A 23,983-nucleotide genomic window follows, 5' to 3' on the forward strand; every position below is an offset into this window, starting at 1 on the left:
GAACGAAAAAGGCCCGCAACGCTTCGCGCGTCGCGGGCCTTTGTCGTTGGCGACCCCGTTTACTTGGGCGTGCCGGTCTTCTCGGTCGGGTTGGTCGGCACCGCCGGGCGTTCGCCCGGCTGGCCGAAGTGCGGCTTCACCTTGCGCGTCTGCTGGCTCACTTCCCAGCGCGACTGCTCGCCGGTCGGTGCCATCACCATGTTCGGCTGGCCGTTCATCGTGGTGCTGGCCTCGCCCTTGGGCACCAGCGTGTTGGTGTTGTTGCGGTTGTGGGCGCGCGCCTCGGCCTTCACGGCCTCGCGCGACACCGGCTCGAAGCCGTCGGGGCGCTGGGTGGGGTTGGCCACGCCCGTGGCGGACTGCGTGCTGGCCTGGCCGCCCACCGCCGGATCGGGCGCTGCGGGCATCGAGGAGGTCTGCGCCATCGCGAAGCCGCCCGCGCCCATCAGGCCGGCCAGCAGGGTCGCTCGAAGAAGTCGTTGCTGTGCGTGTTTCATGGTCGGGTCCTTTTCTGTCTCTGGTAGTGAGTAGGTGAGAAATCCCGGACGTCTTTCGCGACGCCCTGAGGTCACCGTAGGAGTGGCCCCGCGCGGCCCGTGTGGGGATGGGACAGGCCTGCCTGTAGGAACCGGCCGTCGGGGTGCGCAGGTGTCGCGGGCCCTGCGCGTCGGATGGCCGGACGGCGCCAAGAGAAGGTGGCGCGTTCCTACAGGCGGGGTGGATGCGGCCACGTACAACCGTCATCGATGTCCTCTCCACCGACGATCTTTTCGACCGAAACCGACCCCGCGGCCGCGGCGGCGAACCCGCCCGCCCCCGTGGCGGCCGCCGGCAATGCCGCCGCGCCGGTGTCGCTGAAGGTGATGACGGTGAACACGCACAAGGGCTTCACCGCGCTCAACCGCAAGTTCATCCTGCCCGAGCTGCGCGACGCGGTACGCACCGTGGGCGCCGACGTGGTGTTCCTGCAGGAGGTGCTGGGCACCCATTCGCGCCATTCGCGCCGCGTGAGCAACTGGCCCGAGGCGCCGCACTACGAATTCCTGGCCGACACCATGTGGCCGCAGTTCGCCTACGGGCGCAACGCGGTCTATCCCAAGGGCCACCACGGCAATGCGCTGCTGTCGAAGTTTCCGATCGTGCACCACCGCAACCACGACGTGTCGGTGGCCGGGCCCGAGAAGCGCGGGCTGCTGCACTGTGTGTTGCGCCTGCCGGGCCGCACGGTCGACGTGCATGCGATCTGCGCCCACCTCGGCCTGGCCGAGGCGCACCGGCAGCAGCAGCTCGAGTTGCTGTGCCACATCGTGCGCGACGAGGTGCCGGCCGATGCGCCGCTGATCGTGGCGGGCGATTTCAACGACTGGCGCGGCCGCGCGCATGCGACGCTGGCCGAGGGCGCGTCGTTGCGCGAGGTGTTCGTGCATGCGCACGGCCATGCGGCCAAGACCTTCCCCTCGCGCTTCCCGGTGCTGCCGCTGGACCGCATCTACGTGCGCAATGCCGGCGTGCACGCGCCGGTGGTGCTGCCGCGCCGGCCCTGGTCGCACCTGTCCGACCACGCGCCGCTGGTGGCCGAGATCGATCTCTGAAGGCGCATCCATCCATGAGCAACGGCAATCCCTGGGTCGTGGGCAACCGCATCGAGCTGCTGGAGAACGGCGAGCAGTTCTTTCCGCGCGTGTTCGAGGCGATCCGCGCCGCGCAACGCGAGGTGGTCATCGAGACCTTCATCCTGTTCGAGGACAAGGTGGGTCTGGACCTGCACGCCGCGATGCGCGAGGCGGCACGGCGCGGCGTGAAGGTCGACCTGATGATCGACGGCTTCGGCTCGCCCGATCTCTCGCGCGAGTTCCTCGAGGAACTGAGCCAGGCCGGCGTGAAGGTGCGCGTGTTCGATCCGGGTCATCGCTTCCTCGGCCAGCGCCTGAACGTGTTCCGCCGCATGCACCGCAAGATCGTGGTGATCGACGGCGAGCGCGCCTTCGTCGGCGGCATCAACTATTCGGCCGACCACTTGATGGACTTCGGCCCCAAGGCCAAGCAGGACTATGCGGTCGAGCTCGCCGGGCCGATCGTGGCGCAGATCCACCATTTCGCGCTGCGCGCGATCGCGGTCGGCGGCAAGGGGCCTGGCTGGTTCCGGCGCCGGCTCAGGCAGGCGCCGCCCGTGGGCGACACGGTGGCCGGCGATGTGGAAGCGATGTTCGTCACGCGCGACAACCGCCACCACACCAACGACATCGAGCGCCACTACCGCGCCGCGATCCGCAGCGCGCGCGAGCGCATCGTGATCGCCAACGCCTACTTCTTCCCGGGCTATCGCCTGATCAAGGAGCTGCGGCGCGCCGCGCGGCGCGGCGTCGACGTGCGGCTGATCCTGCAGGGCGAGCCCGACATGCCGATCGTGAAGACGGCCGCGAGCATGCTCTACCACCACCTGCTGCACGCGGGCGTGCGCATCTACGAATACTGCGAGCGGCCGCTGCACGGCAAGGTCGCGCTGATGGACGACCGCTGGAGCACCGTGGGCTCGAGCAACCTCGATCCGCTGAGCCTGTCGCTCAACCTCGAAGCCAACGTGGTGGTGCGCGACACGGCCTTCAACGCGCTGCTGCACGAACGGCTCGACCACCTGATGCAGCACAGTTGCAAGCAGATCGACACGGCCGACCTCGCGAGCGAATGGAGCGGCTGGCGGCTGGTGCGCAGCTTCTTCATCTTCCACCTGATGCGCTGGTATCCCTCGCTGCTCGGCTGGCTGCCGCGCCACGTGCCGCGGCTCAAGCCGGTGGAAGTCACCGACATGGGCGACCGGCGGCGCCGTGACCACGGCGACGGCGTCGAGGGCGCGCCCGCGTCGACGGAGGCCGCATGACGACGGCGGCTGGCGGCCGCCTGCATGCGTTGCCCGCCAGCGGCTGGCGCCGCGCGTGGCCCTGGGCCAAGCGAACGCTGGTGTGGGGCTTCTTCGGGCTCGTGGCCTGGCTGCTGGTGAACCAGGCGCGTTCCATCGACTGGCACGAGGTCGGCGACGCGATCGCCGCGCTGCCTTTGCCGACGCTGCTCGGCGCCGGTCTGCTCGCGGCCTGCAGCTTCGCGCTCTACAGCACCTACGACCTGTTGGGGCGCCACCTCACGGGCCACCCCTTGCGTGCCGGCACCGTGATGGGCGTGACCTTCATCAGCTACGCCTTCAACCTCAACCTCGGTTCGCTGGTGGGCGGCGTGGCCTTCCGCTACCGGCTCTATTCGCGGCTGGGCTTGCGCAACGACACCATCACGCGCGTGCTGGGCTTCAGCATGCTCACCAACTGGATCGGCTACCTCGTGGTGGCCGGTGCCGCCTTCTTCTTCTGGCCGCTGGGCCTGCCGCCGGCATGGAAGGTGGATGGCGAGGAGTTGCGGCTGCTGGGCGCGGCGCTGCTGGTGCTGGCCGCGGTCTATCTGCTGGTGTGCGCCTTCGCGCACGAGAAGCGCTGGCATGTGCGCGGGCACGTGCTGCGCACGCCGACCCTGCGCATGGCGCTGCTGCAGTTCCTGCTGTCGTGCGCCAACTGGTCGCTGATCGGTGGCGTGATCTGGCTGCTGCTGCAGGGCCAGGTGGCCTATCCGCAGGTGCTGGCCGTGCTGTTGGTGGCCGCGGTGGCCGGCGTGATCACCCACGTGCCGGCGGGGCTCGGCGTGCTGGAAGCGGTGTTCGTCGCGCTGCTCGCGCACCAGGTGGCCGAGGCGCAGCTGCTGGCCGCCCTGCTCGCCTACCGCGGCCTCTACTACCTGCTGCCGCTGGTGGTCGCCACGCTGGCCTATTTCGCGACCGAGTGGCGCGCGCGGCGCGGGCGCCGGGCCCGAGGCCTGCCTCCGAAGTCACCGGCCTGACGCCTACGCGAATTTCAGGCCGATGGTTAGGACTTCGTCACCAAAGCTGTAAAACGCCACGGAATGTGCTCAGGTTTTTGTTGCACTGCAGCAATTGCCATGCGGCAGGCCTATAGTGGACCAATCTTCTCCGCAGGCGTTTCGGCGCTCTCCACGATGCCGCCCTCTTCTCTTTCCTCTTCCAGCCTTTCGACTTGGCCGCTATGGCCGCTGCGCGAATGGACCGAGCTCGCGCTCAAGACGCAGGAAATGCTGCTGTCGTCTGGCACCGTGATCCGCCTGCGCACCGAGCGCATCGCGCAGGCGGGGCTCGCGCCGAGTGCCGACGACCTGGTCGAATTCCGGCGCATGGGCGACGAGAAGCTCGAGGCCGCGCATGCCTCGGGTTTCGCGATGGCGCGGCAATGGCACAGCAGCCAGATCGGCCTCGCGAGCCGCATCTGCCAGCAGTGCCTGCATGGCGCCGCGGCCTTTCTTTCGCTGGCCGGCAGCGTGACGCCGGCGCAGGCGGCCGAGCATGGCGATGCGCTGATCCGCGCCGCCTCGCGCGCCGCGCACGCGGCCCAGCGCTGGCCGAACAGCACGGCGCGCATCGCGAGCGAGGGATTGAAGCCGATCCACGCGGTGGCGACCGCCAACGCGCGGCGGCTCGGCGCGCAGCAGGCCGAGGGCTGAGCGCTCCGCTCAGCCGCGCGCGGGCATCAGCGTCAGCAGCGTGATCTCGGACGGCGCGCCGAAGCGCTTGGGCGGGCCCCAGTAGCCGGTGCCGCGGCTCACGTAGATCCACATGTCCTGCAGCCGGTGCAGGCCCGCCGTGAAGGGCTGCTGCATCGGCACGAACAGGTTCCACGGGAAGAACTGGCCGCCGTGCGTGTGGCCCGAGAGCTGCAGCTGGAAGCCGGCCGCGGCCGCCTTCGGCGCGCTGCGCGGCTGGTGCGCGAGCAGCACGCGCGTGTGCACCAGCGGCGGCGCGTCGTCGAGCGCGCGCTGCGGATCGCTCTCGTGCGAGGCGTCGAAGTGGCCCGCCGTGTAGTCGGTCACGCCGGCCAGCACCAGCTGGCTCTCGAAGGTTTCCTCGTCGTTCTGCGCGCCGCGCACGTTGCGCGTCTGCAGCACCACGTGCTCGTTGAGCAGCACCTTCAGCCCGAGGCGGCGCAGCTCGTCGATCCAGGCATGGGCGCCCGCGTAGTACTCGTGGTTGCCGGTCACCACGAAGGTGCCATGGCGCGCACGCAGCCCCGCCAGCGGCGCGATGTGCTCGCGCAGCTCGGGCACGGTGCCGTCGACGAGATCGCCGGTGATCGCGATCGCGTCGGCACCGAGCCGGTTCACCGCGTCGACGATGCGCTGGATGTAGCTGTTGCGGATGGTCGGGCCGACGTGGATGTCGCTGAGCTGCACGATCGTGAAGCCCTTGAGCGCGGCCGGCAGGCCGCGGATCGGCACGTCGACGTGCTTCACGTCCGCGGTGCGGCGCGCATTGACGAAGCCGATCAGCGAGACCAGCGTGGCCAGCCCGAACACGGCCAGCGCGCTCCAGGGCCGCAGCGTGTCCCACGGCACCGCGAGGCCGGCCACGCGCTGCGCGATCCAGGCCAGCAGCAGGCCGGCGTCGCGCGCCAGCGTCAGCACGAACAGCGACGAGAACCAGCCCATGCTCAGCAGGCCGGTCCATTGCAGCGCGGCGTGCAGCGGCTTCTTGCGCGGCGCGTGCCGCGACAGGAAGGGCAGCGGGATGGTCAGCGCCGACACCGCCAGCGCCAGCAGGCCGATCGGCCAGGCCGGCGTGAGCCCCGCGGCCGCGGGCAGCAGACGCAGGGCGATATAGGCATGCAGGAGCGCGGTCAGCACGCTCAGGGGACGGATCGGCATCGGGGCAATGGGTTCGGGCACTGCCCGGGACACGCCATCTGCAAGGCGCATGCCGTGCATTCAAGTCGCCGTAACGCTATTTTTTCAATAGCGCAGCATGCCCGGATAGCGGGTGCCGTGCCGTGCGCGACGAGGTGAGCGCATGCATCCGGCGCCCGAGCCGCCGTGGCTGCGTGCGCTTACTGCACCGCGCGCGTGCCGGCCGCGGCCATGTCGGTGCCCGCCGGCCAGAGGAAAGTGGCCTTGGTGGGTTCGCCGAAGACCACGTGCAACGGCTGCTTGAGCGTCTGGCCGCGCAGCGTGGCCTCGACCTGGTAGCTGCCGGGCTCGAGGCGCGCCACCATGAACGGTCCGCCGGCCACCACGTTGTCGAGCAGGGCCACGCCGCGGCCATCGCGCACCGTGACGTGGACGTCGGCCGCGAAGTCCGCGCCCTGGTGATCCTTGATCGCGAATTCGAAGCTCGCCGGCCAGCGCGGCAGGACCGTTTCCATCAGCTTCGCCTCGTCGCTGCCGATGCCGCCGCTCATGTACTCGATGCCATGCGACATGCGGATCGGCGGGTTGAACGCAGCCTGGGCCGAGGAGGCGAGCGCGCCGAACGCGAGGGCGCCGCACAGCAGGGCGGCGGCCAGGGGCCGCGCGCGCGGTGAAATCAGGGGGGTCATGGTGAGTCCTTTCTTTCCTTGCTCTCGTGGCGAAAAACCACGGCGCCACTGTGCGGCGCACGGCTTAGACAGGACTTAACGGGAACGGCGCGGCGGGTGGCCGCCGGCCGTGGAGGCGGCTCGGTGGCGCCTCAGCGCGCGGCGCTGGTCTGCGCCATCGCCTGGGTTTCGGGCTGCGGCGGCAGCACCGAGGCCATGTCGAAATTCGACGGCCACATGAAGGTCGCCTTCGACGGGATGCCCGCGAACACCACCAGCGGCTGCGTCAGCGTGAGGCCGCCGAGCGTGACGTTGACCTCGTAGGCGCCTGGGTCGAGCCGCGCGAGCATGTACGGGCCCTGCGACAGCGCTTCCATGATCGCTCGGCCGGTGTAGCGCTCGCGCACCTCGACCTTGGCGCGGGCCGGGAAGCTCGCGCGCTGCGCGGGGCTGCCGTTGATGCCCAGTTCAATGGTGGCGGCCCAGCGCGGCGACACCATCTGCATGAACGCGGCTTCGTCCTTGTTGCTGCCGCCGCACATGTATTCGACGCCCTGGGCGGTCTGGATGGGCGGATTCGGGGCAGCGTGGGCCGGAAGGGTCGCGCCGAGGAAGGCGGTCGTGCCGCACGTTGCGATGGCGGCCAGGGACCGGCTGAGACGCATGGATTTCATTGCTTCGGTGTCCTCGATCAGGGGTGACGCGGAATTCGTCGAGGATTTTGCTTAGCAAGACTCGGGCTAGATATAGCGTTTACGAGGAACGATCCTCGCCGAGGCTTTGAACGCTATTGTTTTAATAGCTGGTGACGGGCTTGTGACAAGCGTTTACAGAGTCTGTGGTCATTCACCCTCAGACAAACCCTTGGTCGCCCGCGCGAACCGCCCGCGTTGCGTGTGCGCACTCCGCCTGGAAGCGGCATGGGAATGGTGCGCGGACTTCGGGCGCCCATGAAAAACGCCGCCGGGTGCGAACCACGGCGGCGTGACGGCGAGGGCGGAATCGACTCAGACGTCGATGTTCGCCGCCCGCAGCGCGTTCTGCTCGATGAACTCGCGGCGCGGCTCCACCTCGTCGCCCATCAGCATCGTGAACACGCGGTCGGCCTCGATCGCGTCGTCGATCTGCACCTTGAGCAGGCGGCGCACGTTCGGGTCCATGGTGGTTTCCCACAGCTGCTCGGGGTTCATCTCGCCCAGGCCCTTGTAGCGCTGGCGCGCGGTGGCGCGCTCGGCTTCGCCGATCAGCCACAGCATGGCCTGGCGGAAATCGAGCACCTTTTCTTCCTTGGCGCGCTCGCCCTCGCCGCGGCGCACCACCGCGCCCTCGGGGCTCAGCAGGTTGCGGAAGGTGTCGGCGGCGCCGGCCAGCGCGGCGTAGTCGGCGCCGTGCACGAAGTCCTGCGTGATCACGCTGCTCTTGATGTTGCCGTGGTGGCGGCGGCTGATGCGCAACAGCGGCTTGTCGGTGCGCGCGTCGAACTCGTTGCTGACCTCGGCCGGCACGCCGGTGGTGTTGAGCTCGCGCAGCTTGGCCTGCAGCGCCACGGCCGAGGCCTCGGCCGCGGGCGTGGTGTCGAGGTCGAGCGCCACGCCGTCGGCGATGGCGCGCAGGGCCTCGGCATCCATGAAGTTGCGCAGCCGGTGGATCACGGCCTCGGCCACCTGGTGCTTGCGCGCCAGTTCGGCCAGCGTGTCGCCGCCGAGCGTGGTGGAGTTGGCGCCGCCGGTCTGGATGCTGGCGTCCTTCAGCGCGACCTTGAGCAGGAAGGCGTCGAGCGCATTGCCGTCCTTCAGGTACTGCTCTTCCTTGCCGACCTTGACCTTGTACAGCGGCGGCTGCGCGATGTAGATGTGGCCGCGCTCGACCAGCTCGGGCATCTGGCGGTAGAAGAAGGTGAGCAGCAGCGTGCGGATGTGCGCGCCGTCCACGTCGGCGTCGGTCATGATGATGATGCGGTGGTAGCGCAGCTTGGCGACATTGAAGTCGTCCGCGCCGCCGCCCGGCGTGCTCGCGCCCGCGCGGCCGATGCCGGTACCCAGCGCGGTGATCATCGTGAGGATTTCGTTGCTGGTCAGCAGCTTCTCGTAGCGCGCCTTCTCGACGTTGAGGATCTTGCCGCGCAGCGGCAGGATGGCCTGGAACTTCCGGTCGCGGCCCTGCTTGGCGGAGCCGCCGGCGGAGTCGCCCTCCACCAGGTAGACCTCGCACAGCGCCGGGTCCTTCTCCTGGCAGTCGGCCAGCTTGCCCGGCAGGCCCATGCCGTCGAGCACGCCCTTGCGCCGGGTCATCTCGCGCGCCTTGCGCGCCGCTTCACGGGCACGCGCGGCTTCGATGATCTTGCCGCAGATGATCTTGGCGTCGTTCGGACGCTCCTGCAGGTAGTCGGTCAGCAGGCGGCCGACGATGTCCTCCACCGGCGCGCGCACTTCGCTGGAGACCAGCTTGTCCTTGGTCTGGCTCGAGAACTTGGGCTCGGGCACCTTCACGCTGAGCACGCAGCACAGGCCCTCGCGCATGTCGTCGCCCGAGACCTCGACCTTCGCCTTCTTGGCGAGCTCGTTCTCCTCGATGTACTTGTTGATCACGCGCGTCATCGCGGCGCGCAAGCCCGTGAGGTGGGTGCCGCCGTCGCGCTGCGGGATGTTGTTGGTGAAGCACAGCACCTGCTCGTTGTAGCCGCTGTTCCACTGCATCGCCACTTCGACGCCGATGTGCGTGCCGGGGATGCCGCCGTAGGTGTCGGCCGGCTTCTCGCCCTCGGCATAGAACGAGTTCGGATGCAGGACGGTCTTGCCCTTGTTGATGAACTCGACGAAGCCGCGCACGCCGCCGGCGCCCGAGAAGTCGTCTTCCTTGCCGCTGCGCTCGTCCTTCAGGCGGATGCGCACGCCGTTGTTGAGGAAGCTCAGCTCGCGCAGGCGCTTGGAGAGGATCTCGTAGTGGAAATCGTTGTTCTCCTTGAAGATTTCGGTGTCGGGCAGGAAGTGCACCTCGGTGCCGCGCTTGTCGGTGTCGCCGATGATCTTCATCGGCGAGACCTCGACGCCGTTGACCGTCTCGAGCAGGCGGTCCTGCACGAAGCCGCGGCTGAACTCGAGCTCGTGGATCTTGCCTTCGCGCCGCACCACCAGGCGCAGCATCACGCTCAGCGCGTTCACGCAGCTCACGCCCACGCCGTGCAGGCCGCCCGAGACCTTGTAGCTGTTCTGGTTGAACTTGCCGCCCGCGTGCAGCTCGGTCAGCGCGATCTCGGCGGCCGAGCGCTTGGGCTCGTGCTTGTCGTCCATCTTCACGCCGGTCGGGATGCCGCGACCGTTGTCGGTCACCGAGATCGAGTTGTCGGAATGGATGGTCACGACGATGTCGTCGCAGTGGCCGGCGAGTGCTTCGTCGATGGAGTTGTCGACCACCTCGAACACCAGGTGGTGCAGGCCGGTGCCGTCGGAGGTGTCGCCGATGTACATGCCGGGGCGCTTGCGCACGGCCTCGAGGCCTTCGAGGATCGTGATCGAACCTTCGCCGTAGGAGTTGTCGGGCGTGATCTCGATCGGCACCGCGTTGTCGATCTCGGGTGTGTAGACCGGTTCGGTGTGCGGCACTTCCGGCTTGTTCTCTTCTGCGCTCATTCGGATATTCCTCTATCTCTCACGGGATTCACGGGGTCGCACCGGCTCTGGGGCACCCGGTTTTTCAGGCCTCTTGAAAGAGCAAACCCGCGGGGCTGCCGCGGGCTGTCTGCGCAAGGCGCTGTGGTGATGCGGGGTGACTAGATCCGCATCGGCATCACGACGTACTTGAAGGAAGCGTTGTCGGGGATGGTCAACAGCGCGGAGCTGTTGGAATCGGCCAGGTCCAGCTTCACCATGTCCTGGCCCATGTTGGCCAGCGCGTCGATCAGGTAGGTGACGTTGAAGCCGATCTCGATGGTGTCGCCGCCGTAGTCGATGTCGAGCTCGTCCTGGGCTTCTTCCTGCTCGGCGTTGTTCGAGGCGATGCGCAAGGTGCCGGGCTCGATGTTCAGGCGCACGCCCTTGAACTTCTCGCTGGTCAGGATCGCGGTGCGCTGCAGGCTGGCCAGGAGCGGCGCGCGGCCCAGCGTGACCGAGTTCTTGTGATTCTTCGGGATCACGCGGTTGTAGTCGGGGAACTTGCCCTCGACCAGCTTGGTGACGAACTCCATGCCGCCGAAGCTGAACTTGGCCTGGTTGTTGGCGAACTGCATCTCGATCGCGCCCTCGGCGTCGGACAGGAGGCGCTGCATCTCGAGCACGGTCTTGCGCGGCAGGATCACTTCCTGGCGCGGCACTTCCACGTCGAGCGTGGCCGAGGAGAAGGCCAGGCGGTGGCCGTCGGTGGCCACCAGGCTCAGCTGCTTGCCCTCGGCGACGAACAGGATGCCGTTGAGGTAGTAGCGGATGTCGTGCACGGCCATCGCGAACGAGACCTGCGAGAGCAGGTCCTTCAGCGTCTTCTGCGGCACGCTGAACACCGGGCCGAAGTTGGCGGCTTCCTGCACCAGCGGGAAGTCTTCCGCGGGCAGCGATTGCAGCGTGAAGCGGCTCTTGCCGCCCTTGAGCACCAGCTTGCTCGCGCTCGATTCGAGGCTCACGGTCTGGTCGGCCGGCATGGTGCGCAGGATGTCGATCAGCTTGCGCGCGCCGATGGTGGTGGTGAAGTTGCCTTCGTCGCCGCCGAGCTCGGCGGTGGTGCGGATCTGGATCTCGAGGTCGCTGGTGGTCAGCTGGATCTGGCCACCGGTCTTGCGGATCAGCACGTTGGCGAGGATCGGCAGGGTGTGGCGCCGCTCCACGATGCCCGCCACCGACTGCAGCGCGGCGAGGACTTTGTCTTGTGTTGCCTTCAGGACGATCATGTCTTCTACCTCTTCTCTTATCTCTTTGAATCAGCTTGGTCGATCAGGGCCCCACCGCCCCGCGCAGACCGCCATTCTCCGCTGTCGCGGCGTCCGGCCTGGTTGACTTTGGTTTTCAGTTTCAACCCTTGAGCGTCTGCTCGAGCACGTGAAGCTGCTGGTTGAGCTCGGTGAGCTGCTGGCGCTCGCCCGAAATCTTGCGCACCGCGTGCAGCACGGTCGTGTGGTCGCGGCCGCCGAACAGCTCGCCGATCTCGGGCAGGCTCTTCTGCGTCAGCTCCTTGGCCAGGTACATCGCGATCTGCCGCGGCCGCGCGATCGAGGCCGGGCGCTTCTTGCTGTACATGTCGGCGACCTTGATCTTGTAGTAGTCGGCCACCGTCTTCTGGATGTTCTCGACCGAGATCTGCCGGTTCTGGATCGACAGCAGGTCGCGCAGCGCCTCGCGCGCCAGGGCGATCGAGATCTCCTTCTGGTTGAAGCGCGAATAGGCCAGGATCTTGCGCAGCGCGCCCTCGAGCTCGCGCACGTTGGAGCGCACGTTCTTGGCCACGAAGAAGGCGACTTCCTCGGGCATCTCGGCGCCCTCGACGCGGGCCTTGTTGATCAGGATCGCCACGCGCATCTCGAGCTCGGGCGGCTCGATCGCCACTGTGAGGCCCGAGTCGAAGCGCGAGACCAGCCGCTCGTGGATGTCCGCGAGGCCCTTGGGATAGGTGTCGCTGGTCATCACGATGTGCGACTTCTTGGCCAGCAGGGCTTCGAAGGCGTTGAAGAATTCTTCCTGCGTGCGGTCCTTGTTGGCGAAGAACTGCACGTCGTCGATCAAGAGCAGATCGAGCGAGTGGTAACGCTCCTTGAATTCGTCGAAGGTCTTGCGCTGATAGGCCTTGACCACATCCGAGACGAACTGTTCGGCGTGGATGTAGAGAACTTTGGAGTCGACCCGGTCGGCCAGCAGCCGGTTGCCCACGGCGTGCATGAGGTGGGTCTTGCCCAGGCCCACGCCACCGTAGATGAAAAGCGGGTTGTACAGGTGCCCGGGCATGCCCGCCACGTGCATCGCCGCGGCGCGCGCCATGCGGTTGGCCGTGCCTTCGACCAGGGTGTCGAAGGTGAGGCCCGAATTGAGGCGGTTCTTGAAGCCGGCGGCCGGCGGTTCCTCGCCCGGGCCGGCCACGTCGCGCGGCACGTCGGTTTCGGTCATGACCGCCACGGGTGCAGCGCGCACGGGGATTTCCCGAGGAGCAAGCGCTAACTCGATGGCGACGGGCTGGCCGTAGATCTTCTCGGCCATCCCGGCGATCTTGCCGGCGTACTGGGCCCGGATCCAGTCGAGCTTGAAGCGGTTGGCGACGAACACCGTCATGCGCGAGAGGTCGTCGGCGACCTCGGCGGTGAGGGGCTTGATCCAGGTGTTGAACTGTTGCTCGGACAGCTCCTGCGCGAGCTGGTCGACGCAGGCCTGCCAGAGGCTTTCGCCGATGCCGTCAGTCGACATGGGCGCTCGGATTTTGGATGGTTCCCTCTGCCATTTTTTGCTATTTGTATTGTGGATATTCTCTGCTGGAAGGCGCCGCGCATTCTAACTTGTCAAAACCTTATCCACATACCCTGGACGGCTGGGGAAAGGCCCGCAAAGTCGCTCGAAGATTGTTGTGGGGCCGAATGTTTGCGATAATTGCGGGTTTCCCTGAAAACCTCTTTGCGTCTTTCGGGGTCCGACCGAAACCACCGGCTGAGCCCAGCGAGGCCGGAACCAACCGCACCCAGCGCCTTTCGCGCATTCCTCGCCTGTCGAGCCCATGGATTCCCCATGGTCCGACGACCGCGGAACTGCCGAAGAAACAGGGGAATCAGGAAATCTCATCATGAAACGCACCTACCAAGCATCCAAAGTCCGCCGCGCCCGTACCCACGGCTTCCTGGTCCGCATGAAGACCCGTGGCGGCCGTGCCGTCATCAACGCACGCCGCGCCAAGGGCCGCAAGCGCCTGGCCGTCTGACGCCCGACCCACGGCAGTTGCCAGCAGCAGGAACGCCCGGGCCAGCTTCGACGGCTCGCGCCAGCGGCGTGTCCAGTCCGGCTCCCATGCAGCGGCTCAAGACCCGCGCGCAGTTCCAGGCCGTTCTCGCAGGTGCCACCGTGGCCCGCACTGCCCATTTCGCATTGCATCGCTGCGCGCTCGATTCCGAATCGAGCGCGCAGCTTTTTGCGTCCGACGATGTCTGGCTGGGCGCGATGGTGCCCAAGCGCTGGGCGCGCCGCGCGGTCACGCGCAATGCGATCAAGCGCCAGATCTACAGCGTGAGCGCCCTGCCCCACGCGGGTCTGCCGCGCGCGGCGCACGTGGTTCGCCTGAAGTCGGCCTTCGACCGCAAGGAATTCGTGAGCGCCTCGTCCGAGCGGCTCAAGCGAGCCGTGCGGGCCGAGCTCGAACTGTTGCTGGAGCGCGCCGCGCGCCCGGCACCGGCGCGCGCGCCCGCCGCGCCACCCGCACGGTCTTCGCCATGAAACGCCTGCTGATCGGCCTCGTCAAAGGCTACCGCCTGCTGCTGAGCCCCTGGCTCGGCCAGTCGTGCCGTTTCGAGCCGACCTGCTCGGTCTATTCGATCGAGGCGCTCGAGGTGCACGGCGCCCTCAAGGGCAGCTACCTCACGCTGCACCGCATCGCGCGCTGCCAGCCCTGGTGCCAGGGCGGGCACGATCCGGTCCCACCGAAATCACAGCGTCGCACGGACCGGTCAGGCTCGCTGTTTTCGTCTCTTCTCTCCTCCGACAAGAAGTCTTCGTCATGAACGATATACGCCGCACGATCCTGTGGGTGATTTTTGGGTTCTCGCTGGTGCTGCTGTGGGACCAATGGCAGGTCTTCAACGGCAACAAGCCGACCTTCCTGCCCTCGACCAAGCCCGCCGCCACGGCGCCCGCGCCCACCACCGGCGCCGCCGCCGCCGCCGCCGCCGGCAGCAGCGTGCCCAGCGCCAGTGCCGCACCGGGCGCCAGCGCCGGTGCCGTGCCCACGCAGGCCGCGGCCGCCGCGCCGAAGGAACAGGTCACGGTCACCACCGACCTGTTCAAGGCGACCATCGACAGCGAAGGCGGCACGGTCAACTACCTCGAGCTGCTGAAGTACGACGAGAACGACCGCACCAAGCACGTGGTGCTGTTCGAGAACGGCTCGCCCGCCACGCGCTACCTCGCGCAGACCGGCCTGCTGAACCAGGTCGATACCGGCGAGCGCTTCCCGAACCATCTGACGCCGATGGCGCCCAAAGCCGGTCCGCGCGAAATGGCCGCCGGCCAGAACACCCTCGAGGTCGGCTTCGAGAGCGCCCCCGTCGGCGGCCTCAAGTACGTCAAGACCTATGTGTTCCACCGCGGCGACTACGCCATCGGCGTGCGCCATGAAGTCGTCAACGTGAGCGACCAGCCGCGCGACGCGCAGCTCTACATGCAGCTGCTGCGCCACGGCACCGTGGCCTCGAGCACCATGTTCGGCACCAACACCTTCACCGGCCCGGCCGCGTACACGAACGAAAAGAAGTTCCACAAGCTCGCGTTCACGGACATCACCAAGGGCAAGGTCGAGCCCCCGCCGGCCGCCAACGACGGCTGGATCGCCATGGTCCAGCACTACTTCGTGTCGGCCTGGCTGCTGCGCGGCGACCCGGCGAGCGAAGGCCTGAAGCGCGAATTCCGCGTGAAGGACCTGGGCGACAACCTCTACACCATCGCCATGGTGGCCACGCTGCCGAAGATCGCCCCGGGCGCGACGCAGACGGTCAACAGCACGCTGTTCGCCGGTCCCGAGGAAGAGAAGAAGCTCGAAGCCATCGCGCCGGGCCTCGACCTGGTCAAGGACTACGGCATCTTCGCGATCATCTCGAAGCCGCTGTACTGGCTGCTCAACCAGCTGCACGGCCTGATCGGCAACTGGGGCTGGTCGATCGTGGCGCTGGTGGTGCTGCTCAAGGCCGCCTTCTACTGGCTCAACGCCAAGGCCTACGCGAGCATGGCCAAGATGAAGGCCATCAACCCGAAGATCATGGAGATGCGCGAGCGGCTCAAGGACAAGCCGCAGGAAATGCAGCAGGAGATGATGCGGATCTACAAGACCGAGAAGGTCAATCCGATGGGCGGCTGCTTCCCGATCCTGATCCAGATCCCGGTGTTCATCGCGCTTTACTGGGTGCTGCTGTCGTCGGTCGAGATGCGCCACGCGCCCTGGATCGGCTGGATCACCGACCTGTCGGCACCCGACCCCTGGTACATCCTGCCGATCGTGATGACGGCCACCTCGCTGCTGCAGACCTGGCTGAACCCGACGCCGCCCGATCCGATGCAGGCCAAGCTGATGTGGATCATGCCGCTGGCCTTCAGCGTGATGTTCATCTTCTTCCCGGCCGGCCTGGTGCTGTACTGGATCACGAACAACATCCTGTCGATCGCCCAGCAGTGGGTGATCAACAAGCGGCTCGGCGTGCTCGGCAAGTAGGCCGGCGCGACGTCACCGTTTTCCCCGAGGGGCCGCGCGAGCGGCCCTTTGTCGTTTTTGCTGAAAGAATCCGCCCATGCTCGCCCGCGCCTCCGATCCCATCGTCGCCATCGCCACCGCTTCCGGCCGTGGCGCGGTCGGCATCGTGCGGGTGTCGGGCGTTCGGCTCGCCCCGCTGATCGAGGCGCTGTGCGCGCGGCCGCTCAAGCCGCGCGAGGCCACCTACCTGCCCTTTCGCGATGCGGCGGGCGAGGCGGTCGACCACGGGCTGGCGATCCATTTCCCCGCGCCCCATTCGTTCACGGGCGAGGACGTGCTCGAGCTCCAGGCCCATGGCGGCGCGGTCGTGCTGCAACTGCTGCTGGCGCGCTGCCTGGAGGCCGCGGCCGAGCTCGATGCCGTCACCGGCCGTCCCCGGCTGCCGGGCCTGCGCGTGGCCGAGCCCGGCGAATTCAGCCAGCGCGCCTTCCTCAACGGCAAGATCGACCTGGCCCAGGCCGAGGCGATCGCCGACCTGATCGATGCCAGCACCGAGGCCGCCGCGCGCAGCGCGGGGCGCTCGCTGTCGGGCGCCTTCTCGCGCGAGATCCACACGCTGCGCGACGCGCTGATCCACCTGCGCATGCTGGTCGAGGCCACGCTCGACTTTCCCGAGGAAGAGATCGATTTCCTGCAGAAGGCCGATGCCGCGGGCCAGCTGGCGCGGCTGCAGGGCCAGCTCGCGGCCGTGCAGCAGCGCGCGCGCCAGGGCGCCCTGCTGCGCGAGGGCATCAAGGTGGTGATCGCGGGCCAGCCCAATGCCGGCAAGAGCTCGCTGCTCAATGCGCTGGCCGGCGCCGAGCTCGCGATCGTGAGCGCGGTGGCCGGCACTACGCGCGACGTGGTGTCGCAGACCATCCAGATCCATGGCGTGCCGCTGCACGTGGCCGATACCGCGGGCCTGCGCGAGAGCAGCGACGAGGTGGAGCAGATCGGCGTGGCGCGCGCCTGGGGCCAGATCGAGAGCGCCGACGCGGTGCTGTTCCTGCACGACCTGACGCGCGCCGCCGCGCCCGACTACGCCGCGGCCGACGCCGGGATCCTGCGCGGCCTGCGCGAGAAGCTGCCCGCGGGCGTGCCGGTGCTCGACGTGTGGAACAAGCTCGACGCGGCCGGCTCGGCGTCCGCGCCGGCCGAAGGCATCGCGCTGTCGGCCAAGACCGGCGCCGGCATCGAGGCGCTGCGCGAGCAGCTGCTGGCCATGGCCGGCTGGCAGGCCGTGCCCGAGGGCGTGTACCTGGCGCGCGCGCGCCATGTGCAGGCGCTGGGGCAGGTCGAGATGCACCTGGCGCTGGCGGCCGAGCACCTGGCGGCCCATGCCCAGTCGCTCGACCTGCTGGCCGAGGAACTGCGGCTGGCGCAGAACGCGCTCAACGAGATCACCGGCGAATTCGGCGCCGACGACCTGCTGGGTGTGATCTTTTCGCGTTTCTGTATCGGCAAATAGCGACACTCCACGCGGCCGGCGCCGTCATCGCGTAAACATTTGTAGCCGAAATGTGGGCCGTTCGCGGATACTCCGGCTGAACTGCCCGGGGGCGAGTGAGAGCAGCATGTCCATCCAGAACCTGAGCCGCGCGATCGCGGACAACACCAGCAACGATGCCTTTGCGCTGATCCTCAACGTCCAGCAGTGGGACACGCTGGCCGGGTATCTGCAGCCGCAGGACGTCAACGTCGGCGACGTGCTGATCGCCCAGGGCGCGCAGGACCGTTCGGTCTTCTTCCTCGAGAGCGGCGCGCTCAGCGTGCACCGCGTGAGCAGCAAGGAGCAGATGCGCCTCGCGGTGCTCACCGCGGGTGCGGTGGTCGGCGAAGGTTCGTTCTTCTCGCGCCAGCCGCATGCGGCCAACGTGGTGGTCACCGGTGCCGGCCGGGTCTGGCGGCTCACCACCACGCGCTTTTCCGAGATGTCGAACCGGCAGCCCAACCTCGCGCTCGAGCTCACGATGGCACTCGGTGCCGTCATCGCCAAGCGCATGGCGCACCGCTCGAAGCGCGTGGCGGTGACCTGAGGCGGCACCACCAGACGACGAGCCCCATGCGGCCCCTGCCAGCCGGCGTGCATTTCCTGGATTGCTCCACTTCGCCATGGCCCTGACCTGTCCCGTCTGCAGCGCGGAGAACCGCGAGGGCGCGAATTTCTGCATGCGCTGCGGCGAGCGGCTGACGCCCGCTTCCGCGCCGCCGATCCCGGCCGCGCCCACGCCCAACCCGAGCACGCGCTTCGAGCGCGAATGGGCCGCGACCGCGCCCGCGCAGCTGCGCGCTCCGACCATTCCCGGCGAGCTCCACGACGCGGCCGCCCTCGGGCCGCGCAGTAAGGAGCAGCCGGGCGATGCCGAGCGGACCGTGCTGCTCGGCGCGGGCAAGCCGACCCGCGCGCCGAAGCCGGAGTCCTCGTCCGACGAATCCGCCGAGGCCCGGCGGGCCCGCCGCCGCGAGCGCGCGCAGGCCCAGGCGGCGCAACCAGCGGTCGGCCGGCGCGGCATGTGGCTCTGGGTCGGCCTGCTGGTGCTGGGCGTGGCGATGATCGCGGCGGGCTGGTATGGCTTCGGCAGCCGCGGTGCCGCGCCTGCGGCACCCACGCCGGCTGTCGTGGCGCCCGCGCCGCAACCGGTGCCGGCACCGCCGCCCGCGCCCATCGAGCCGGCTCCGGCGGCGGAAGCGCCCCCGGCCCCAGTGGAGCCCGCCGCGCCGGCCGTGGAGGAACCCCCCGCACTCGCGGCCAGGCCCGTCGCGGCCGCTCCGCCGAAGGCCGCGCGCAAGGCGGCGACTCCCGCCGCCGCGCCGGCCGTGGCCGAGGCACCCGCGGCAGCCCCACCCCCCGCGGCCCCCGCGCCGGCACCGGCGGCCGCGCCGGCCGATCCGCAATCGCAGTGCGGCGACCGCAACTTCATCGCCAGGGCCCAGTGCATGGCCGCGCAATGTGCCAAGCCCGAGTTCCGCGGCCACGCGCAGTGCGAGGCGGTGCGGCGCCAGCAGCAGCTCGAGGAAGAGAAGCGCAACCCGACGCTGGCGAACTGAGCCTGGCCGGGCTCAGCCTTTCTGCAGCCGGTCGATCGCCATCGCCAGCGCGGCCGGCTTGCCCGACAGCACCAGCGTGTCGCCGTCCGAGAGCACCGTGTCGTCGGCCGGCACGCGCGCCTGGCCGTCCTGGCGCCGCAGGCTCGCCACCCGCACGCCCAGGCCCTGCAGCGACAGCCGTTCCAGCGTCTGGCCGATGGCGCGCGCGCCTTCCGTGAGCGTGAAGGTGTTCAGGCGTTCATGGTCGAGTTCGTCGGCGTTGTCGTCGTCGGCGCCGTGGAAGTAGCCGCGCAGCAGGTTGTAGCGCGCGTCGCGCTGGTCCTGCACCACGCGGATCACGCGCCGCATCGGCACGCCGACCAGCGCCAGCGCATGGCTGGCGAGCATCAGCGAGCCCTCGATCGCTTCGGGGACCACCTCGGTCGCGCCGGCGGCCTGCAGCTTCTCGAGGTCATGGTCGTCCTGGGTGCGCACGATCACCGGCACCTGCGGCGCATGGGCACGGGTGTTGGCCAGCACCTTCATCGCGCCGGGCACGTCGAGGTAGGTCACGACCACCGCGCTGGCGCGCGCCAGGCCCGCGGCCATCAGCGCCTGCAGCCGCGCGGCGTCGCCGAACACCACCGAGTCGCCGGCCGCGGCGGCCTGCCGCACGCGGTCGGGGTCGAGGTCGAGCGCCATGTAGGGAATGCCTTCGCGCTCGAGGATGCGCGCCAGGTTCTGGCCGCAGCGGCCATAGCCGCAGATGATCACGTGGCGCGCCGTGTTGATGGTCTTGCGCGCGATGCTCGTCATCTGCAGCGACTGCTGCAGCCAGTCGCTGGCCACCAGCTTGCGCACGATCGCGTTGCTGTACATCACGATGAAGGGCGTCGCCAGCATCGACAGCACCATCGAGGCCAGCACCGGGTTGGCCAGCCAGGGCGGCAGCAAGCTGCGTTCCTGGGCCAGCGTCAGCAGCACGAAGCCGAACTCGCCGGCCTGCGCGAGGTAGAGGCCGGTGCGCAGCGACACGCCCGAGGTCGCGCCCAACCCGCGCGCGAGCAAGGTCACGAGGCCCAGCTTGAACAGCAGCGGCACCAGCAGCAGCACCGCCACCAGCAGCCAGCGCTCGACCACGATGTGCCAGTCGAGCGACATGCCCACGGTGATGAAGAACAGGCCCAGCAGCACGTCGTGGAAGGGGCGGATGTCGGTCTCGACCTGGTGCTTGTACTCGGTCTCCGAGACCAGCATGCCCGCGATGAAGGCGCCCAGCGCCAGGCTCAGGCCCGCGAATTCGGTGAGCCACGCCAGCCCCAGCGTGACCAGCAGCACGTTGAGGATGAACAGCTCCTCGCTGCGCCGCCGCGCCACCAGGGTGAGCCACCAGCGCATCACGCGCGGCCCGCCGTACAGCAGCACGCCGATCAGCAGGCAGGCCTTGAGCAGCGCGAAGCCCAGCGCCTTGGCCAGCGCCTCGGGCGGCGCGCCCAGCGCGGGGATCAGCACCAGCAGCGGCACCACAGCCAAGTCCTGGAACAGCAGCACGCCCATCACGCGCTTGCCGTGCTCGCTTTCGAGCTCGAGCCGCTCGGCCATCAGCTTGACCACGATGGCGGTGCTGCTCATGGTGAGCGCGCCCGAGAGTGCGAGCGCGGTCTGCCAGCCCAGGCGCCAGTCGGGCGGCAGGAAGGAGGCGATCAGCAGCGCGCCCACGGTGGCGATCGCCATCGTCAGCAGCACCTGCAGCAGCCCGAGCCCGAACACGTGCTTGCGCATCGCGCGCAGCTTGGGCAGGCTGAATTCGAGCCCGATCACGAACATCAGGAACACCACGCCGAATTCGCCCAGGTGCCGGATGCCTTCGGAGTTCTGCGCCAGCGCCAGCGCATGCGGGCCGATCAGCACGCCGGCCGTCAGGTAGCCGAGCATCGGCGGCAGCTTGAGGAAGCGGCATGCCACCACGCCGATCACCGCGGCCACCAGATACAAGAGCGTGAGATCGAACGAAGACATGGTGGGCGATGCTAGAGCAAGAGCCGTGCGCGCGTGGCGCGGCTTCCGGGGCCATTCCGGGTCATGGCGTAGGGGCTCGCCGGGAACCGCGGGGCGGCGGGGCGCGGCCCGTAAAATCCGCCGATGCCCTCCAGCCCCCCACGCCCCCCGTGGTCGACCCCGCCGCGATGCTCGCGCGGGCGCGCGCCACCTTCGACATCGAAGCCGAAGCCGTGCTCGGCCTCAAGGCGCGCGTGGGCGACAGCTTCGTCGATGCCGTGCGCAAGATCCTCGAGGTGCGCGGCCGCGTGGTCGTGATGGGCATGGGCAAGAGCGGCCACGTCGGCCGCAAGATCGCCGCCACCCTGGCATCGACCGGCACGCCCGCGATGTTCGTGCACCCGGCCGAGGCCAGCCACGGTGACCTCGGCATGATCAAGGCGGTCGACCTCGTGCTCGCCATCTCCAACAGCGGCGAGGTCGAGGAGCTCACGGTGATCCTGCCGGTGGTCAAGCGCCAGGGCGTGCCGCTGATCGCGATCACGGGCCGCGCCGATTCCACGCTCGCCCGGCACGCCGACATCGTGCTCGACGCGGGCGTCGCCAAGGAAGCCTGCCCGTTGAACCTCGCCCCCACCGCGAGCACCACCGCCCAGATGGCGATGGGCGACGCACTGGCCGTGGCGCTGCTCGATGCGCGCGGCTTCGGCTCGGAGGATTTCGCACGCTCGCATCCGGGCGGGGCCCTGGGGCGCAAGCTGCTCACGCATGTGAGCGACCTCATGCGTACCGGCGCCGACGTGCCGCGCGTGGCGCCCGAGGCCAGCTTCAGCGAGCTGATGCGCGAGATGAGTTCCAAGGGTCTCGGTGCCACCGCGGTGGTCGATGCCGAGGGCCGCGCCATCGGCATCTTCACCGACGGCGACCTGCGCCGGAGGGTCGAGACCGGCGGGGACCTGCGCGGCCTCACCGCGGCCGAGGTCATGCACCGTGGCCCGCGCACGCTGCGTGCCGACGCGTTGGGGGTCGAGGCGGCCGAGCTGATGGAACAGCACCGGATCACCAGCGTGCTGGTGATCGACGCGGCGGGCCTGCTGATCGGCGCCCTCAGCATCAACGACCTGATGCGCGCGAAGGTCATCTGATGCCCTTCGAATTCCAGCCAGAGACATTGCTCGCCGCGCAGGACATCCGCATCGCCTTCTTCGACATCGATGGCGTGCTGACCGACGGCGGCGTCTATTTCACCGAGCACGGCGAGACCCTCAAGCGCTTCAGCATCCTCGACGGCTACGGCCTGAAGCTGCTGCGCAAGGCCGGCATCCTGCCCGCGGTGATCACCGGGCGCGATTCCAAGCCGCTGCGCGTGCGGCTCGAGGCGCTCGGCATCGAGCACGTGCGCTACGGTACCGAGGACAAGCTGCCGGCCGCCGAGGCCATGCTGCAGTCGCTAGGCTTCGATTGGCCGCAGGCCGCGGCCATCGGCGACGACTGGCCCGACCTGCCGGTGCTGGGGCGCGTGGGTTTCGCGGCGGCGCCGGCCAATGCGCACGTCGAGGTGCGCGACGCCGTGCGCTACGTGACGCGCGCGCGCGGCGGCGAAGGCGCGGCGCGCGAATTCTGCGATCTGCTGGTCACGGCCAGCGGACAGTACCGCCGCCTGCTCGACGTCGCACGGAACACCGCCCTATGAAGCAGGCCTGGAACCTCCTGCGCGACGTCCTCGATCGCGTCACCATCTACCTGCCGATCATCCTGACGGCCGCGGTCGCGCTCGGCACCTACTGGCTGGTGCGCAATGCGCCCAAGCTGCTCGAGCCGACCGCCAAGGTCGCGCCCACCCACGAGCCCGACTACTTCATGCGCGGCTTCGTCATCAAGAACTTCCTGCCCAGCGGCGACCTGCGCAGCGAGCTGTTCGGCAAGGAAGGCCGGCACTACCCCGACACCGACACCATCGAGGTCGACGAGGTGCGCATGCGCTCGGTGTCGCCGCAGGGCTTCACCACCCACGCCACCGCCAACCGCGGGCTGTCGAACTCCGACGGCAGCGAGATCCAGCTGTTCGGCAACGCGGTCGTCATCCGCGACGCCGCCGTCGGCGCCAACGGCAAGACTTCGCCGCGCCTGGAGTTCCGCGGCGACTTCCTGCATGCCTTCCTCGACACCGAGCGCGTGCAGTCGAACAAGCCCGTCACGCTGATCCGCGGCACCGACCAGTTCACCGCCGACACGATGGACTACGACAACCTGACCGGCATCGCCAACCTCAACGGCCGCGTGCGCGGCACGATGGTGCCTTCGGCCAAGGCGGCCGGCACCGCGGGCAAGCGCTGAGCGCCGCGCCATGACCGCCGCGCCGTCGCCCCTCGTCTTCATCACCGGCGCCTCCAGCGGCATCGGCCAGGCGCTGGCCGCGCGCTTCTACGACGCGGGCTACCGGCTGGCGCTGGTCGCGCGCCGCACCGGCGAGATCGAAGCCTGGGCCACCGCGCGCGGCCTCGACCGCGGCCGCTACCTGATCTACAGCGCCGACGTGGCGCGCACCGACAGCATCGTGGCGGCCGGCGTCGCCTGCATCGAGCGCCAGGGCGTGCCCGACGTGGTGATCGCCAATGCAGGCATCAGCGTGGGCATCGACACCGCGGAGCGCGAGGACCTCGACGTGCTGACGCAGACCTTCGCCACCAACAACGTCGGGCTGGCCGCCACCTTTCACCCGTTCGTGCGCGCGATGAGACAGCGCGGCAGCGGGCGGCTGGTCGGCATCGCGAGCGTCGCCGCCATCCGCGGACTGCCGGGGCACGGCGCCTACTGCGCGAGCAAGGCCGGCGTGGTCGCCTACTGCGAGAGCCTGCGCGGCGAGCTGCACGGCAGCGGCGTCAAGGTCGTGACCCTGCTGCCCGGCTACATCGACACCCCGCTCACGCAGGGCAACCGCTACGGCATGCCGTTCCTGATGAAGCCCGAGGCCTTCGCCGACCGGGCGCTGGGCGCGATCGAGAGCGGTGCCAGCTATCGCGTGATTCCCTGGCAGATGGGCGTGATCGCCAAGATCATGCGCATGCTGCCCAACGCGCTGCTCGACCGCGCGGTGCAGGGACGCGGACGGAAGAAGCGGCGCGGCGAAGGCTGAACCCGAGGCCGCGCCGGCCGCGGCAACGAAA

22 protein-coding genes and 1 pseudogene are annotated in these 23,983 nt (G+C 68.9%); 15 read left to right on the forward strand and 8 right to left on the reverse strand.

Going from position 1 to position 23,983, the window contains the following annotated elements:
- Positions 1 to 59: 59 nt before the first annotated feature.
- A complete protein-coding gene (locus tag ACEN9J_RS20775) occupies positions 60 to 497 on the reverse strand; it encodes a hypothetical protein (protein ID WP_057591845.1) in 438 nt (145 codons plus the stop codon).
- 249 nt (positions 498 to 746) lie between these two features.
- Here ACEN9J_RS20775 and ACEN9J_RS20780 point away from each other — a divergent pair, with 249 nt between their 5' ends.
- The 4 genes from ACEN9J_RS20780 (at position 747) to ACEN9J_RS20795 (ending at position 4,554) form a co-directional block, all read left to right on the forward strand.
- Complete coding sequence (locus ACEN9J_RS20780; protein WP_057591846.1) at positions 747 to 1,592, forward strand: endonuclease/exonuclease/phosphatase family protein; 846 nt, start codon at positions 747 to 749, stop codon at positions 1,590 to 1,592.
- Between the two features lie 14 nt (positions 1,593 to 1,606).
- Positions 1,607 to 2,878, forward strand: coding sequence for a cardiolipin synthase ClsB (gene clsB / locus ACEN9J_RS20785; protein ID WP_413761941.1), 1,272 nt, complete (start codon positions 1,607 to 1,609; stop codon positions 2,876 to 2,878).
- A complete protein-coding gene (locus tag ACEN9J_RS20790) occupies positions 2,875 to 3,879 on the forward strand; it encodes a lysylphosphatidylglycerol synthase domain-containing protein (RefSeq protein ID WP_413761942.1) in 1,005 nt (334 codons plus the stop codon). Before clsB ends, ACEN9J_RS20790 begins: the two co-directional genes overlap by 4 nt.
- A 156-nt stretch (positions 3,880 to 4,035) precedes the next feature.
- Positions 4,036 to 4,554: a polyhydroxyalkanoate granule-associated phasin gene (locus ACEN9J_RS20795; RefSeq protein WP_413761943.1), complete on the forward strand. Its 519-nt coding sequence runs from the start codon at positions 4,036 to 4,038 to the stop codon at positions 4,552 to 4,554.
- Between the two features lie 9 nt (positions 4,555 to 4,563).
- On the opposite strand, the gene ACEN9J_RS20800 is transcribed toward ACEN9J_RS20795, so the two are convergent.
- From ACEN9J_RS20800 to dnaA, 6 genes and pseudogenes are all read right to left on the reverse strand, one after another.
- A complete protein-coding gene (locus tag ACEN9J_RS20800) occupies positions 4,564 to 5,811 on the reverse strand; it encodes a metallophosphoesterase (RefSeq protein ID WP_413761944.1) in 1,248 nt (415 codons plus the stop codon).
- A gap of 119 nt (positions 5,812 to 5,930) precedes the next feature.
- Positions 5,931 to 6,419, reverse strand: coding sequence for a hypothetical protein (locus ACEN9J_RS20805; RefSeq protein ID WP_057591851.1), 489 nt, complete (start codon positions 6,417 to 6,419; stop codon positions 5,931 to 5,933).
- Positions 6,420 to 6,550: 131 nt separating this feature from the next.
- Complete coding sequence (locus ACEN9J_RS20810; protein WP_413761945.1) at positions 6,551 to 7,072, reverse strand: hypothetical protein; 522 nt, start codon at positions 7,070 to 7,072, stop codon at positions 6,551 to 6,553.
- A gap of 333 nt (positions 7,073 to 7,405) precedes the next feature.
- Positions 7,406 to 9,925: pseudogene (gyrB, locus tag ACEN9J_RS20815) on the reverse strand (DNA topoisomerase (ATP-hydrolyzing) subunit B); the annotation flags it as partial.
- Positions 9,926 to 10,167: 242 nt separating this feature from the next.
- On the reverse strand, positions 10,168 to 11,274 hold the full coding sequence (dnaN, locus tag ACEN9J_RS20820) for a DNA polymerase III subunit beta (RefSeq protein WP_057591854.1): 1,107 nt from the start codon (positions 11,272 to 11,274) through the stop codon (positions 10,168 to 10,170).
- Between the two features lie 121 nt (positions 11,275 to 11,395).
- Positions 11,396 to 12,775, reverse strand: a complete 1,380-nt coding sequence (dnaA, locus tag ACEN9J_RS20825; RefSeq protein ID WP_057591855.1) for a chromosomal replication initiator protein DnaA — start codon at positions 12,773 to 12,775, stop codon at positions 11,396 to 11,398.
- A 370-nt stretch (positions 12,776 to 13,145) separates the two neighbouring features.
- Here dnaA and rpmH point away from each other — a divergent pair, with 370 nt between their 5' ends.
- The 7 genes from rpmH (at position 13,146) to ACEN9J_RS20860 (ending at position 18,839) form a co-directional block, all read left to right on the forward strand.
- Complete coding sequence (gene rpmH, locus ACEN9J_RS20830) at positions 13,146 to 13,280, forward strand: 50S ribosomal protein L34 (protein WP_007834827.1); 135 nt, start codon at positions 13,146 to 13,148, stop codon at positions 13,278 to 13,280.
- A gap of 86 nt (positions 13,281 to 13,366) precedes the next feature.
- A complete protein-coding gene (locus ACEN9J_RS20835) occupies positions 13,367 to 13,789 on the forward strand; it encodes a ribonuclease P protein component (RefSeq protein WP_057591856.1) in 423 nt (140 codons plus the stop codon).
- Positions 13,786 to 14,073, forward strand: coding sequence for a membrane protein insertion efficiency factor YidD (gene yidD / locus ACEN9J_RS20840; RefSeq protein ID WP_057591857.1), 288 nt, complete (start codon positions 13,786 to 13,788; stop codon positions 14,071 to 14,073). The genes ACEN9J_RS20835 and yidD overlap by 4 nt, the downstream gene beginning before the upstream one ends.
- A complete protein-coding gene (yidC, locus tag ACEN9J_RS20845) occupies positions 14,070 to 15,773 on the forward strand; it encodes a membrane protein insertase YidC (RefSeq protein ID WP_413761946.1) in 1,704 nt (567 codons plus the stop codon). The genes yidD and yidC overlap by 4 nt, the downstream gene beginning before the upstream one ends.
- Before the next feature lie 76 nt (positions 15,774 to 15,849).
- Positions 15,850 to 17,259 (forward strand): tRNA uridine-5-carboxymethylaminomethyl(34) synthesis GTPase MnmE, encoded by a 1,410-nt coding sequence (gene mnmE / locus ACEN9J_RS20850; RefSeq protein WP_057591859.1) that lies wholly within the window; start codon positions 15,850 to 15,852, stop codon positions 17,257 to 17,259.
- A gap of 106 nt (positions 17,260 to 17,365) precedes the next feature.
- Positions 17,366 to 17,827 (forward strand): Crp/Fnr family transcriptional regulator, encoded by a 462-nt coding sequence (locus ACEN9J_RS20855; protein WP_296733178.1) that lies wholly within the window; start codon positions 17,366 to 17,368, stop codon positions 17,825 to 17,827.
- Positions 17,828 to 17,903: 76 nt separating this feature from the next.
- The gene (locus ACEN9J_RS20860; protein ID WP_413761947.1) at positions 17,904 to 18,839 is read left to right on the forward strand and encodes a zinc-ribbon domain-containing protein; all 936 of its coding nucleotides are present in this window, start codon (positions 17,904 to 17,906) and stop codon (positions 18,837 to 18,839) included.
- A gap of 12 nt (positions 18,840 to 18,851) precedes the next feature.
- Here the strand turns inward: ACEN9J_RS20860 and ACEN9J_RS20865 are convergent, their stop codons facing one another.
- Positions 18,852 to 20,837: a monovalent cation:proton antiporter-2 (CPA2) family protein gene (locus ACEN9J_RS20865; RefSeq protein WP_413761948.1), complete on the reverse strand. Its 1,986-nt coding sequence runs from the start codon at positions 20,835 to 20,837 to the stop codon at positions 18,852 to 18,854.
- Positions 20,838 to 21,004: 167 nt separating this feature from the next.
- Here ACEN9J_RS20865 and ACEN9J_RS20870 point away from each other — a divergent pair, with 167 nt between their 5' ends.
- Genes ACEN9J_RS20870 through ACEN9J_RS20885 form a run of 4 tightly spaced genes read left to right on the forward strand, consistent with a single transcriptional unit; the run spans position 21,005 to position 23,952 of the window.
- Entirely contained in the window at positions 21,005 to 21,961 is a 957-nt protein-coding gene (locus tag ACEN9J_RS20870) for a KpsF/GutQ family sugar-phosphate isomerase (RefSeq protein ID WP_413764585.1), read from the forward strand.
- Positions 21,961 to 22,509 (forward strand): KdsC family phosphatase, encoded by a 549-nt coding sequence (locus ACEN9J_RS20875; RefSeq protein ID WP_057597889.1) that lies wholly within the window; start codon positions 21,961 to 21,963, stop codon positions 22,507 to 22,509. Before ACEN9J_RS20870 ends, ACEN9J_RS20875 begins: the two co-directional genes overlap by 1 nt.
- Positions 22,506 to 23,153, forward strand: a complete 648-nt coding sequence (lptC, locus tag ACEN9J_RS20880) for an LPS export ABC transporter periplasmic protein LptC (RefSeq protein ID WP_057597890.1) — start codon at positions 22,506 to 22,508, stop codon at positions 23,151 to 23,153. The genes ACEN9J_RS20875 and lptC overlap by 4 nt, the downstream gene beginning before the upstream one ends.
- A gap of 10 nt (positions 23,154 to 23,163) precedes the next feature.
- Positions 23,164 to 23,952 carry an SDR family oxidoreductase gene (locus ACEN9J_RS20885; protein ID WP_413761949.1) on the forward strand — a complete coding sequence of 263 codons (789 nt, stop codon included), beginning with the start codon at positions 23,164 to 23,166 and terminating at the stop codon, positions 23,950 to 23,952.
- The last annotated feature ends 31 nt before the right edge of the window (positions 23,953 to 23,983 follow it).

The organism is Variovorax sp. Varisp41 (assembly GCF_047325085.1).
Classification (GTDB): domain Bacteria; phylum Pseudomonadota; class Gammaproteobacteria; order Burkholderiales; family Burkholderiaceae_C; genus Variovorax.